This window comes from Pseudoalteromonas sp. A3 (assembly GCF_025942345.1).
Taxonomy (GTDB): Bacteria; Pseudomonadota; Gammaproteobacteria; order Enterobacterales; family Alteromonadaceae; genus Pseudoalteromonas; species Pseudoalteromonas atlantica.
In genome coordinates, this window is sequence record NZ_JAPCKL010000012.1 from 34,501 (window position 1) to 47,743 (window position 13,243).

Here is a 13,243-nt window from a genome sequence, read left to right on the forward strand (position 1 = left end):
GTAAATCGCTTTTATTGTGCAGAACTCGTTTCTATATCTTTCCTACGTTTGCACTAGCTACTTCGTAGCTAGTGCTGTTGCTCAAAGGTAAATAAACAAGACATATACAGACGCTCCAGATTTTAGAGGCGTAAAATAATGAAAAAATTGAATGTGCCGGTAGATTGGGTTGAGAATTCAAATCCCGTTCAGCCTGGCCTATATTTTGTTGCATCTAGGTATAATACGACAGGGTTCGGCTCTTACGATTACCTTAATTGGGATGGCGATAAGTGGCTTAAAGCTGACTCAATAAAGGTTGTTGGTTGGGTTACTATCGGGGATTTTTTGGGCTTTATAGATGCTGGTTGGCCTATGAGTGATGACTTAGATAAAGAACTTGAAGAGTCTAGCGATAAAAATAAAGAAAAATTTAAAGGAGACGAAGGTGGATTCTTTGAGGTTGAATAACATAGGAAGTTAATTTTTAGAACGCATTGCCTCTCAACGAGGCAATATCATGATCTGCTATTATCTTAATTCTAACTATCTGGCGCTATCCAATATGAGTATCATCATTCTTTTTAGGTCTATCAGCTAGCTCTGTTAGGCCGTCTTCACAGTCGCCGCTGTCGCAGGTATTTAAATCACTTTGTGCCTGCTTGTCTTGTTGCAGCACTTGTTTCAAATCTTCCATACGTTGGCGCACGGCTACGCCGTAGCTGGCGTCGTCGCCCCACAGTTCGGCTAGTTGCAATACAGCAGCGCGGTCGTGGTCTCTAAATAGTTTTCCGGCGCGCTGGGCATCTTCTTTATTGTTACCTAATAGCTCTAATGCATCTACCGCTAGGTTAATGGCCGAGTCGACCGTTTCGCGGTTAAAGGCATCTACTTTTAAATTAAGTAATTGATACGCGTGGCGGCGGTCGATAGCGCGGGCAACAATTTTAAGCTGCGGGTAGTTTTTATGCGCAAGCTTAATAATTTCGAGGGTTTTGTCTGCATCGTCTATTGCCACAATTAGCATTTGCGCGGTGTGAGCGCCTGCGGCTTCAAGGAGTTCTTGGCGGGCAGCATCACCATAAAATACGGTATTGCCAAAGCGGCGTAGGAGTTCTATTTGGCTTGGGCTGTGATCAAGTACAGTAATGTCGTAGCCTTGGGCGTGTAATAAGCGCCCCATAATTTGCCCAAAGCGACCGTAGCCTGCAATTATAACGTGTTTAGCACTGCTAATTTGCTCGGGCTTGTCGAACTCGGGCGCACTGTTACTGGTGCGTTTTTGTAGCTGCTCGTAAGCCATTAATAACAGTGGCGCAACCAACATTGAAACAGCCACTACTAACGTCACGAGGCTTGTTTGCTCTGGCGTTAATATGCTTAATGTAGTGGTTACACTTAAAAGTACAAAAGCAAATTCGCCGCCTTGTGCCAGCGCTAGTGCAAACAGTAAACGCTGCTTTTTACTAATATTAAAGGTGATGGCAAGGGCAAATAAAATGCAGGCTTTTACTACAATAAGCAGTGCAACGAGTGCAATAACGGTTGTAAATTCATCCGCTAATAATTCAAAGTTGATTGATGCGCCAACAGTGATAAAAAACAGCCCTAACAGTAGGCCTTTAAAGGGCTCTATATCGGCTTCTAGCTCGTGTCTAAATTCGCTTTCGGCAAGGACTACACCGGCTAAAAATGTACCGAGTGCCGGAGATAAACCAATACTTTGCATTACAAGGGCAATCGCCACCACTAAAAACAGCGCAAAAATAGTAAATATTTCACGCATGTGGGTTTGTGCTATGTATCTAAATAACGGCGCCGACACATACTTTCCACCGGCAATAATAGCGGCGATAACCGCTACCGATACGCCAACTTGTTGCCATACCGGCCAGCTTGCAATAATGGAGTCGCTAATGTCTTTTGAGCTACTTTGCGGCGCAAAAGCCAATAGTGGTAGGAGCGCTAAAATAGGAATAATGGCGATGTCTTGAAACAGCAAAACCGAGAATGCATTTTGCCCGGCTTCTTGCTTTAGCCAGCCTTTTTCTTCAAGGCTTTGCAGTACAATAGCGGTTGATGACAGCGCCAGCATTAGGCCAATGGCGAGGGCGGTTTGCCAATGCATGGTAAAAACCCAATAACAAAACGCAAAAATAGCCGCGGCGGTAAGTACGACCTGTAAGCCGCCAAGCCCTAATATTGAATGGCGAAGTTTCCATAAACGGGCTGGTTGTAGCTCAAGGCCAACCAAAAACAGCATCATCACTACACCAAATTCGGCAAAGTGCATTACATCTGTTTGATCGCCCACAATACCCAGGGCGTAAGGGCCAATTAGTATGCCCGCAATTAAATAACCAAGTACCGAGCCAAGTCCCACTCGCTTGGCAATAGGTACAGCCACTATGGCCGCCGCTAAGTAAATTAAAGCTATTTCTAACACGCGTATATCCTAATAGTATCAAGGCTTTTAGCATGGCTTAGTGGCTTTAAAAATACAATGGGTCATGTGGCTGAAAATGGATCATTTAGGCATAATTAATCGGCTACTTTTACAGGGCCGTTAATGTTATCAATACTTACATCGCCTGAGCCTGATTCGGTAATGGTAAGCCCCTTAGCGTAGTTTACACGAATATTGCCCGAACCATCTTCAATGGTTACGCTTGCTTGCACATGCTCAATGACTAAATCGCCAGAGTTATCGTCTACATCTACTGCGCCATTAATATTATTAATAGCAATGCTGCCGGAGCCGTCTTCAACAGTTAAGGTGCCGCGCACATTGCTAATGCGCATATCGCCCGAACCATCATCAACAACCGCATTGCCGCTAACATTATTAATATTTACGCTGCCAGAGCCATCGGTAAGCGCTAAGTTACCGGTGATGTTTTCAAGGGTTATATCGCCTGAGCCATCTTCAATAGTAAGGTTTTTAGCGCTGTTGATAGATAAGCTGCCTGAGCCGTCTTCTATATCTATATTATTTTGCATGGCGCTTATTGCAATGTCGCCAGAGCCATCATCAATATCGAGCATTAAATTACTAGGCACGGTAACCACTAAATCAATGTGTGGCGATTGGCCGCTGTAAAAACGCATACCGCTGGCAGTATTATTGTTAGCAACTAAGGTAGCTTGTTTGCCGTTTTGCTCAAGGGTAAGTGTGTATTCGTCTTCAATGTCGGCGGTAAAAATTGTGGCATCTACACTTATGCTGGTGGCATTGGGCGAGCCTTTTATTTCAAGAGAACCTGCACCGCTTAATACGTTTAAGTATTCTAGGTTATTACTTGGCAGTGATAACTGCTGAGTTTGTTTTACTGAGGCAACGCTTGGCGATATATGAAACACACAGCCGCTTAATAATAAAATGCCGCCAATAAGTGAAAGTGGTTTTGTAATGTTAGATACAGTTGGTGAGCTCATGTTTAGTCCTTTGTGTTTGTTATTTATGCATGTTTTGTATAAGCATAGTAGAGCAAAAACAAGACCAACTGTAAGTCATTGATTTTATTGTGGTGAGATGTGTTTATGAAAAGTGGATTTACTAAAAAGTGGTTAAATACACTAAGAAGTAATAAAAAAAGGATGCGTATGGTATCAATGAGAGTAGACTTGAGTTGTTTGTGCAAGTGAACCAGCAAGCTGATACAATTGATTTGTTAACCAGCAAAGGCAGGTGCTGAATTTGATAAATCCATTATAAGTAAACTCTGTCAGCCGCTTACCCTGAGTATGGAATTTTGATCGCCCTCCAATTCAAATCGCAACATTAGTAGTATTTCTTTAATCCTGTTTGCATTAGCTGGAGGGTCTTATGTACTAATTAGGCGTAACTCGTAAAACCAATGCTGCTTTGTTGCTGCTCGCTATGGTTAATAGCAACTATATAATTCTGCCCAGCCTTTTAGCTTTATATTTGCGTGTGCTCTAAACAAAAACATATCTAAAAATAATTCTTCTGACAGTCATTAATTCTAAAGTTGTATGCTATATTTGATATGTAGCAATAAAGTGCTTTATGCAATCATTTTCATCTACAATATTATTTGCTAAAAAGTAATGGATTATTTTTATGGCTAAAGCCAAGAAAACCTCTGCTCGTTTCATAAAATCCATTCTGTAGCGTAATTTTTAATATTTGATAGGTTCAACTATACACCTGCTGAAGCACTCTTTTCGCTTTTTAGTGGTATAGCAACAATTGTTTAAGATTAGTTTGTTCTTAAATTATTAATAAATAAGGTTTTTAAATGATAAAACAACTCAAAGGTAAGCTCACCGACATAACTGAAAGTCATAGGCAAGTAACGGATAAAACTACTGTAAATGTCTATGATTACTTGGAAATTGACGGTGTTAAATATGGCAACATGCAAGTGCCCGACGTTATAAATAGGCATCTTGTGCATGGAGTTGGTGAAGAGTTTACGTTTGATTACATAGAATTAAAAGAGCGCTCAACATTAAAAAGAACCATCTTAGGTATCACCACTGAAGCGGGAAAATTTGACCATATTTCTGACGTAGAGCTCAAACCTGCGTTAACGGCCATGAAGGTAGTGTTTACTATGCAGCTAATATCTTTTTCATTACTTTGGATAATCGTTGGTGGGGTAGGTTCACTTATTACGTACTTTATGACTAAAAGCGAGGATGCCGGTTACCTTCTTTTTATCGGTGGGTTTATAGGTGTAACTACTCTGGCAGTCAGATCTAACAATAAGAGATTAGCTCCGTTGCACAAGGTGCTTGAGTATGTCAAAGAGCGAAAACAAATAATTTAGCTTCAGAAACGCACAAAAATACAGCCCTGAAAAGGGCTTTTAAATCTCTTCTTCTCGCCTCTATAAAACCTCTTGTTCGATGTTAATATAAGCTCACTTTCGTATAAATTCTAGTGAAACAGTGCTTATCGCAATGTAAGGCTATGAATTTAAATGATTTTAAATTATTTATTAAATGTAATTGCTGGGTTTGCTCTTGTGCACCATTGAAATTTAATAGTGCAAAAAAATACCTTGCGGCATGGTTTTTAAGCCTTTCTAGGTTTATAGCCTGAGTATCGGTATGTGAGATAATTTAAAAATAGATAGTTCAGATGGAGTAGAGCATGCTAGTTTTTTTAATATCTTCAACTTATTTAATAGGCCTCTTTTGTTGTGATTCAATAAAGCCGCTCACCTTAAGTGAGCGGCATTAATGCACATGGCATCCTTTTTAAGTGTTTGCTTTTAGGTTATTTATTAAAAGCTGTAAGTAATATTACCGTATAGGAAACGCCCGTCTAATCCGTACGGTGCATAAGGCGTGTACGGGAATATTTGGCCAAAGTCAGAGTAACCAATGTTATCTACCGTTGCTTGTGGGTACTGATCGAACAAGTTGTTTGCACCTACTGCAAATTTCCAGTATTCGTCTGGACGGTAGGCTACTTCTAGGTCGGTGATCCATTTAGGGTCTATGTACTCATCGCGATCGGCGGTAGTTGAAATATCGGCCACTTCACCGTAGCGCGTTGCACGAAGGGTGGTTTGCCATTCGTTAAAGTTCCACACTGCTGATAGGTTCCATTTGCTATCTGGTGTGCCTTCTTCAAAGCGGCCTACTTCGCGACGTGCAAATACAACGTAGTCGTCACCTAGTGAGTTTAGCTCGCTTGGGTTGTCGTCTACGTGCGTTACTTCGGTATCGTTAAAGTTAGCCGCTACGTTTAAGCGTAAGTCACCTAAATCGCTTAAATCTAAGTTATAGGTAGCAACAATATCAACACCTTGCGTGCGCGAGTCGATAGCGTTAGTAAAGTAACGTACGCTTTCTGTGTTTAGCTCGCCGGCATTTTGCAGTATTTCTACTACGGCATCGCCCTCTAGGTTTTCAGACAATACAATACGGTCATCAATATCAATGCGGTAGGCGTCTACAGTTAGGCTAAAGCTGCCTTGCGTGTACATAAAGCCAGCCGTTACGTTTACTGACTCTTCGGCATCTAGTTGTTCAGCACCTAGCGCTTGCGCTGCCGCTGAATCGGTAGGGAATAAACCTACTTCAAACGGTTGGTTGTTCTCAAGTACGGTAGAGATTTGGCGGTACGAGCTTTGCGCAAGTGATGGAGCACGGAAACCTGTGCTAATTGCGCCACGCAATGATAGGTTTTCGTTAATGCTGTAACGCGACGCAAGCTTTGATGTAAATGTATCGCCAAAGTCGGTGTAATCTTCGTAGCGACCCGCTAAAACAAGGTTCCAGTCTTCTGTTAGGTAAGTATCAAATTCAACAAATACCGCTACGTTATGGCGGCTTTCATCGGTTACGCTTTCTGGGCCAAAACCAGCTAATACTTGTGCGCCACCGGCAGCAATTGGATTGCCATCACTATCTAAAGCGGTAATGTAAGAGGCTTCTTCGCCTTGCTCAATTTTGTAGCTTTCGTGGCGGTATTCTGCACCTACAGTAAAAAATACGTCATCTGGCAAGCCAAAATCTAGCACTGTATTTGCCGTAGCGTTTACTAAAAACTGATCGTAAACCAATGCACCGTTGTCAAATTCGGTTGGGCTGTCGGCACCTAGAGATGTATTTATACTATTTACAACGCCGAAACCAAAGTCGTTACGGCCGTAGTTGGTACTTACATCCCATGTCCATTCGCCAGTTTCGCCTTGCAGGCCTAGGGCAAATGAGTAATCTTGTACGTCGGTTTCAATTTGCGGTAAAAAGCCGTCTGGGTACACTTCTAACACGTTGCGGCTGTCTTTTGCACGGCGGTAAAAACCACCTGAGTTACCTTCGCGTTTTGAGTAGCTACCAAACGAGTACAGGTTATAGCCGTTATCAAAGTCGTAACCCATGTTGTAAAACAGTGCGTAGTCTTCAAGCTCTGCTTTACCAAAGCGGTGGTTGTAACGGTCGATAGTAAATTCGCGTGGGTCTAGGCTGCCATCTTCTAGGCGGTCGTATTGCTCGCGCGGGTCAAAGCCTGAGCGCTGCGTAGAGTCGTTATCGCGATACTCAATTGATACGTTTACAAAGCCGTTATCTAAAAGCTCAAAACCAGAGTTTGCGCTAATTGTACGACTTGCGCCGTCGTTTACTTCGCGGTCGGCGCCGGTATTAAAGGCAAGGTTGCCATCTGCATCTGCGTAGGTGCTCTCTAGCTGAGGTACGCCAGCCATTTGGGTGTCGTACTCGCCGTAGGTTACGCTTACGCTGCCGCCTTCTGAGGCATCTTTAAGTACAATGTTAATTACACCGGCAATGGCGTCTGAGCCGTACTGCGCTGCTGCGCCATCACGTAGTACTTCTACGCGTTTAATGGCTGAAGTTGGGATCATGTTTAAGTCAACAGCGGTAGAACCACGGCCAACAACACCCGCTAAGTTTAATAGCGCGCCAGCGTGGCGGCGTTTGCCATTAATAAGCACTAGGGTGTGATCGGGTGCTAAACCACGTAATACAGCCGGTTTAGCGTGGTCTGTACCATCACCCATGGTGGCGCTTGGGTAGTTAAAGCTAGGTACTTGGTTGGCCAGTATTTGGCTAATTTCTAGCTGACCCGTGCTTTGCATATCACCGCTGGTAATAATATCTACAGGTACGGTACTTTCGGCAATACTGCGCAGGCTTCTGCGGGTACCGGTAACCGAAATCACTTCAATACTTTCTTGTGCTTGAGTGTCTTGTTCTGCAGCAAATGCAGGAGAATAAGACGCGCCAAGCGCAGAGGTAACGGCCAGGCTAAGTGCTACTTTTTTGGCTGATAATTGCTTTAACATGATGTTGATTCCCTTAAGGGCTGCTGACTATTGATTTTTCAAAGGAGCGCATAATATAGAAGGCACTACCTGTGTGCAAAGATAAAAACTGTCTAAGTTATTCTAAGTTGTTAACAACTAAAATGACAGTTTACGCCCGCTATAGACGTTTAGATCGCTCGAGTTGCAATCTTGTGTCGAATGGCTGCAAATTCAAGGTAAGTTGTAGGTTTTTTTGAAAAAACAAAAAGGCCATATTAGGGCGTGTTGCACTTTGCGGATTGAAATTTGTTCAATCTAGGGGCGATTAAATCGCGGCGCGAGGTTTGTAACCTAGTGGGCTCGATAACTGCTCCTGCGTTATTCTAATGACTTACATCCCTGTAAGAATAAGTAAAAATCGAGTAAAGCTTCCGCGTCCTGCTCACGCCCCTTACCTACATCCATGTAGGCAACAAAGAGTTTATCGCCCCTAGGCAGAACCTGAAGGGCAGCACATGTTTGGCATTTATGCTGCGTTATCGCCTATTTATGGGGAATAACCACACTTCATAGGCTCTGCCTTGCCTAAAAACCAAACACACTGCTGCAAATTCAACCATCAAAGCTCAACACGCCCTGAAAACTTGGCCTTAATTTATTGTGTAAATTGCGTGAAAAAAATTATTCAGGCGCTACTTCTAACGTCGTGAATAAAGCATAACGACCGGCATCTACGCCTTCTTCGTTTACTTTAACTTTGTTAGAGGTTTCGATTAGGTATAGGCCTGGCTCTTTCCAGGTTGTGCTAAACATGCCGTTTTTATCGGTTGTTACTTTTATTTCGCCACGTTCGTTACGGTAGCGTGTATCGCCTTTTAAAATGCTTACTTCAATGCCTTCGCCCGCTGGCTTGCCATCTTGTAGTAACTGAAAACGCGCTTGCTCGCCAACAAATAAATCGTTTGGATGCGTTGGGCCGCTAAGCTCAAGGCCTAAACCAAGTTGTGCAGGCTTAGAAGTACCGTTACGGCTTACAAATGTATCTACTGTAGATATAACTTTAGTTGTGGTTACATCTTTTGCATTGCTTGGTAATTTAGCTTCTGACTTTTTACCAAATACGCGCTTGCGCTTACCTTCTTCGTTTTTGTAGAAGGTCATGTACATTGGCTTTTGCGTCATGGCAATGTGGTAAGTGCCTTCTTCTTTTAGGCTTACCGCCGCTGAGCTTTTACGCTTTAGGTAATAAGCACGAATGGTCTCAGATACTTCTTCGCCGTTTGGTGCAAGGGCCATAAGTAGAGTGTCGTCGTACTCTGCGCCTTTTTCTTTTGGTTTAAAGGCTTTGTCGGGTGCAAATATTTCGTTAGAAATACTCGCGTCAATCATTACGTAGTGCGCTTTGTCGCCAGATAATGACGTGTGCGAAGGTAATAACCAGCGCCCATGTGCACTTGCCGATGTAGATACCAGCGCCGATAAGCTAAGTGCGCCAATTAAAGCCGTTTTTAATAAATTAATTTTCATTGTATTTCCTTAAATTCAAATGATTAAGTAGCAGCTACTTAGTGCTTACGGTTACAAAACTTGTCGAAAATTCTTTTTTACCTTCAATGGTCACTTTGCCAGCTTGCGATAAATCAAGCTCTACGCGGCTGTAATCACGGCCGCCTTCTTCGCGCACAACCTCAATGTTTAAAAGGTATTTGCCAGGCTTTACGGCATTGCCGTCTAAATCTTTACCTTGCCAGTTAATGGTGTAAGTACCTGCACGCTTAGTTGCACCACTTATGCCGTCAAAGTTAATGTCGGTTTTACCCGCTTTACGCCACCATTGGCGCAAATCTTTAAACCATTCTGCTTTTTGAACCCATAGCGCAAGCGTAGTTACGTGTTTACGCTTTGGCGTTTCTAGCCAAACAGCTACGTATGGGCGGTGGTAAGGTTGTACATCAAGATCGGGTAGGGTTAATTCAATCTCTAGCTGTGGCGTTTGTGCCTGCGCAGTTGTTTGAAATAATGCGGCAACCATTAATAGTGCTGCACTTAGTACCGTACTTACTTTTAACATTAAGACACTCCTTTAATTTGTGGCACCCAACATAAATAAATAACCAAAGGCGTTGCTATGCCTAAAACGGTTATCCATATTCCTGCTAAGCGTTTTTTTCTGTTTTGAAATAAAATAATCATCCCGGTGATTGAAAAAATAATCATCAATACCGCTGAAATATCAATAACCCAGCTCCACACAGCGCCACTGTGGCGGCCTTTGTGTAAATCGCCAATCAGGCTTAAAAAGCCACCGGTTTGGTAATCTAGGTTTAGCTCACCGGTTGTAAAATCAAGCTCTGCGTAAGCAAAACCTGCCGGTAGTGGGTAGTCGAGCATAACCAGCGCGTCTTCTTTTTCCCACTCAATGCTTTTAACTTTAGTGAGCGCGTATTGCTCGGCAAAAAACGCTTCTATGTCTGGGTAGAGGGTGGGTAATGTATCTAGTTGAGTATTCGCTTTAGCCATTAACGCTTGAGGAATAGCGGTACTTACTTGGCCGTTGTTTTTGTCGTTTTTAAGCCAATCAACATGGTTAAGTACAATGCCGCTAACGCAAAATAAAATAAGCAAAAAAAACAAAGCTGTAGAAATATAAATATGGAGCGCACGGCTTGTGCTGTACAAAGCCCGCTTATTAATAAACGCCATAGAAACAGTAATTAAATTAAATTTAGAACATGATAATCATTTGCATTAACCATTACAAATTTACTTACTTAACTTTACATTAAATTTTTGCCTAAACGGTGTGTGCATGCAAAAAAGGGCGGTTATTTAGCTCTTGGTGGGTGCGAGGGCCTTAAAATTAGGTAAATCATAACGGCTATTTCAATTACGCCAACAAGGTAAATAACCCAAACAGGGGCGTTTGAGTAAAGCAAAAATACAAAACCAATAAGCATACCAATCGCGGCGTAGCATTTTGCTTTTACAGGCACTACTTTATGCGCTTGCCATTGTTGTAAGGTAACGCCGTAACGAGGGTGGCTAAGTAGCCAGTGTTCAAGCGCCGGTGATGAGCGAGTAAAGCAGGTAAGCGCAAGAATAAAAAAAATGGTGGTAGGCATAACCGGCAGCACAATACCAACAATGCCAAGAGCCACTAACAATAACCCGAGTGCTTTAAGCCATAAGTTTTTATAACAAATAAATACTGCTTTTATATTCACTTAGGCTCTTTTAAGTAATGGCTGTTAGTTAGGATTGTAGGCCAAATAGTTATAAAATCGAACCCTATAAACGCAAAAAAGGGCAAACTAAGTTTGCCCTTTTAAAATACTAAATATGTGTTACTTATTTAGAAGTAGTAACCTACGTTGATGTTAAAGCGACGTTCTGTGTCGCCATCACCTGCAACAGAGCCACCAATAAATGGCTGGTTACGTGCTTGAATAAAGTCAAAGTAAGTAAATAATGCACCGGCCGATACGCTCATGCCTGTTACGTTCATCCACGTATCTGGGCTGTCGTCAGACTTGTCGTAAATAATGCCGTAATCGTTGTAAAATTGAACGCCTGTTACTGGGCCCCAATCAAGCGATAGGTCGTAAGCTACGTTAAAGTTGGTCATGGTTGCTTCGCTTGATACGGTATCGTAGTAATCAAACGCGCCAACTACAAAGCGGTTGCTGTTGTCGTCTAGGTCGTAGTCGTACTCGCCGTGCTGAAATTGAATATTCCAGTTGTTAATTTGGCTATTTACATGAAACGCCCATGCGCCGTAGTTACCTGCACGGTCGTTACCGTCGTGCAAACCACCGCTTAGTAGTGATACGCCAATATCGGTTTTAGCGTTTTCGCTGTGCTCTATTTGATACACTGTACGACCAGCAAAAGTATTGTACTCACCAAGGCGCGAACCTGGTGCGTCGTAGGTGCCTTCGGTTGTTGCACGGCTACCAACAATATCGTAAGAGTAACGTTCGTTAACTTCTGAGCTGCCATCAACGCCGCCTACTTCATCATTTTTGAAAAAGCCGAGGTCTAGTTTCCAGTTGTCTTTAAGTTTACGGTTTACTGTTACACCTAAATCAAAGTCATCTTCTAGGCCAACGTAGTAGTTGGTGCTAAAAAAGTAGCTGTGTGAGTTGTATGGGCCGTTACCAAACGGTACAGGTGCAATACCGGCTTGCGCTTCCCAGCCATCTGTAAATTCGTAACCTAAGTATGCATACTTAACAATGGTCATGTAATCGTAAAAACGAAAATCACCATTTACAGAAATATCGCTAATTTCACCCGATAAGTTAAGGCGAAATACTTCAAAGTCTAAATCGCCGCCACGGTCTTGCGTGTCTTCATCGTAGGTGTTTGTGCTGTAGTTAAAACGTACGGCACCGCCAATTTTAATGCCTTCATCTTCTTGTTCAGGCGCAGCGGCGGCAACAACAACTTCTTTGTTGTCGGCCTTTTTACTGATCTCGGCAACTTGTTGTTCGTGTTGCTTGTTGATTTGGCTTTGCTTTGATTTTTCATCAGCAAGCTGCTGTTCAAGCAACTGCATTTGTTGCTTAAGCTGCTTTAATTGGCTTTGCAGTGTGTCGAGATCGGCTGCATGAGCAGTGCTTGCTGCACCGCCAAGCATTAGTGCTAGCGTTAATTTTGAGAGTTTAGTCATTGTTGATGCTCAGGTTTTGGTTAAAAAATAAAAAAATTCAAGGTGCCCAAAAGCCCCTTACGAATGATGTAAGAACTAATTTAAATTTATTTTTTATTTTTTTTATTTATTTGGTGTTTGAGTTAACGCGCCTACCTCTAATAGAGGTGATGCGTCTAACTTATCAGCATCCATCATTGCTGCAACGCGTTGCATAGATGAAAGCAATAAACTTTGCTCCCACTCTGCAAGTGCAGAAAACTTTTCAATAAAGTGTTCTTGCAGTGGCTGAGGTGCTTTTTCTAGTAACTCTTTCCCTTGCTCGGTGAGGTATAAGCTCACTCGGCGTTTATCCATTTGACTACGAACGCGTGTTACAAGGTTTCTGCTTTCTATTCTATCAAGAATATTAGTTACAGTAGCCGGGCTTAAGTTAACATTCTGAGCGATACGGCTTGCTGTTATTCCATCGGTGTGCGCTACTTCTTGCATTATAAGCAATTGTGGGCCTGTTAAACCTGATGTTTTATTTAGCTGCTTAGAATGTAAGTCAATCGCGCGGATTACTTTACGTAAAGAAACTAATAATTCGTCATATTTTTGCATTTGCTTATCTCGTCGATGGGCCAAAGGTGTGCCGTAATCGCGAAATGTTACACATCAAATAAATTGAATTCAAATAATAAATTAAGCTTGAGCCCATGTTTATTGGTTTTTATTAGTTTGAGCAGAAACTAAAATAGTATAATTTTGTTTAAAACTTATTAAATGTTATTAGCATATTGTTTGCATTGTGGTGCGCACACTACGTATGTTGTGAATAATTGGCAAGTCTTATGGTTTAGACTTTAGTATTATACCCACCTGC

At 42.3% G+C, this 13,243-nt stretch carries 11 protein-coding genes; 2 read left to right on the forward strand and 9 right to left on the reverse strand.

What is annotated here, in order from left to right:
* Nucleotides 1–138: 138 nt before the first annotated feature.
* Nucleotides 139–450, forward strand: coding sequence for a hypothetical protein (locus OIZ54_RS16790; RefSeq protein WP_264390880.1), 312 nt, complete (start codon nt 139–141; stop codon nt 448–450).
* Between the two features lie 85 nt (nt 451–535).
* On the opposite strand, the gene OIZ54_RS16795 is transcribed toward OIZ54_RS16790, so the two are convergent.
* Nucleotides 536–2,425: a monovalent cation:proton antiporter-2 (CPA2) family protein gene (locus OIZ54_RS16795; protein ID WP_264390881.1), complete on the reverse strand. Its 1,890-nt coding sequence runs from the start codon at nt 2,423–2,425 to the stop codon at nt 536–538.
* A 95-nt stretch (nt 2,426–2,520) separates the two neighbouring features.
* Complete coding sequence (locus OIZ54_RS16800) at nt 2,521–3,414, reverse strand: DUF4097 domain-containing protein (protein WP_264390882.1); 894 nt, start codon at nt 3,412–3,414, stop codon at nt 2,521–2,523.
* A gap of 827 nt (nt 3,415–4,241) precedes the next feature.
* On the opposite strand from OIZ54_RS16800, the gene OIZ54_RS16805 reads away from it, so the two are divergent.
* Nucleotides 4,242–4,775, forward strand: a complete 534-nt coding sequence (locus OIZ54_RS16805; protein ID WP_264390883.1) for a hypothetical protein — start codon at nt 4,242–4,244, stop codon at nt 4,773–4,775.
* Nucleotides 4,776–5,234: 459 nt separating this feature from the next.
* Here the strand turns inward: OIZ54_RS16805 and OIZ54_RS16810 are convergent, their stop codons facing one another.
* The 7 genes from OIZ54_RS16810 to OIZ54_RS16840 all read right to left on the reverse strand — a co-directional run bounded on the left by OIZ54_RS16810 (nt 5,235) and on the right by OIZ54_RS16840 (nt 12,981).
* Nucleotides 5,235–7,763, reverse strand: a complete 2,529-nt coding sequence (locus OIZ54_RS16810) for a TonB-dependent receptor plug domain-containing protein (RefSeq protein WP_054983880.1) — start codon at nt 7,761–7,763, stop codon at nt 5,235–5,237.
* Between the two features lie 642 nt (nt 7,764–8,405).
* A complete protein-coding gene (locus OIZ54_RS16815) occupies nt 8,406–9,251 on the reverse strand; it encodes a DUF4198 domain-containing protein (protein WP_024033999.1) in 846 nt (281 codons plus the stop codon).
* A gap of 34 nt (nt 9,252–9,285) precedes the next feature.
* Nucleotides 9,286–9,795: a DUF2271 domain-containing protein gene (locus tag OIZ54_RS16820; protein WP_054983579.1), complete on the reverse strand. Its 510-nt coding sequence runs from the start codon at nt 9,793–9,795 to the stop codon at nt 9,286–9,288.
* A complete protein-coding gene (locus tag OIZ54_RS16825; RefSeq protein ID WP_029773070.1) occupies nt 9,795–10,427 on the reverse strand; it encodes a PepSY-associated TM helix domain-containing protein in 633 nt (210 codons plus the stop codon). Before OIZ54_RS16825 ends, OIZ54_RS16820 begins: the two co-directional genes overlap by 1 nt.
* A gap of 122 nt (nt 10,428–10,549) precedes the next feature.
* A complete protein-coding gene (locus tag OIZ54_RS16830) occupies nt 10,550–10,948 on the reverse strand; it encodes a YbaN family protein (RefSeq protein WP_264390884.1) in 399 nt (132 codons plus the stop codon).
* Nucleotides 10,949–11,076: 128 nt separating this feature from the next.
* Entirely contained in the window at nt 11,077–12,396 is a 1,320-nt protein-coding gene (locus OIZ54_RS16835; protein ID WP_024033996.1) for a hypothetical protein, read from the reverse strand.
* 102 nt (nt 12,397–12,498) lie between these two features.
* Nucleotides 12,499–12,981 (reverse strand): MarR family winged helix-turn-helix transcriptional regulator, encoded by a 483-nt coding sequence (locus OIZ54_RS16840; protein ID WP_004586011.1) that lies wholly within the window; start codon nt 12,979–12,981, stop codon nt 12,499–12,501.
* Nucleotides 12,982–13,243: the final 262 nt, after the last annotated feature.

Coding starts and splice junctions, on each gene's coding strand:
- OIZ54_RS16790 (WP_264390880.1), top strand. CDS start 139: ATGAAAAAATTGAATGTGCCGGTAGATTGGGTTGAGAATTCAAATCCC.
- OIZ54_RS16800 (WP_264390882.1), bottom strand. CDS start 3,414: ATGAGCTCACCAACTGTATCTAACATTACAAAACCACTTTCACTTATT.
- OIZ54_RS16805 (WP_264390883.1), top strand. CDS start 4,242: ATGATAAAACAACTCAAAGGTAAGCTCACCGACATAACTGAAAGTCAT.
- OIZ54_RS16810 (WP_054983880.1), bottom strand. CDS start 7,763: ATGTTAAAGCAATTATCAGCCAAAAAAGTAGCACTTAGCCTGGCCGTT.
- OIZ54_RS16815 (WP_024033999.1), bottom strand. CDS start 9,251: ATGAAAATTAATTTATTAAAAACGGCTTTAATTGGCGCACTTAGCTTA.
- OIZ54_RS16820 (WP_054983579.1), bottom strand. CDS start 9,795: ATGTTAAAAGTAAGTACGGTACTAAGTGCAGCACTATTAATGGTTGCC.
- OIZ54_RS16825 (WP_029773070.1), bottom strand. CDS start 10,427: ATGGCGTTTATTAATAAGCGGGCTTTGTACAGCACAAGCCGTGCGCTC.
- OIZ54_RS16835 (WP_024033996.1), bottom strand. CDS start 12,396: ATGACTAAACTCTCAAAATTAACGCTAGCACTAATGCTTGGCGGTGCA.
- OIZ54_RS16840 (WP_004586011.1), bottom strand. CDS start 12,981: ATGCAAAAATATGACGAATTATTAGTTTCTTTACGTAAAGTAATCCGC.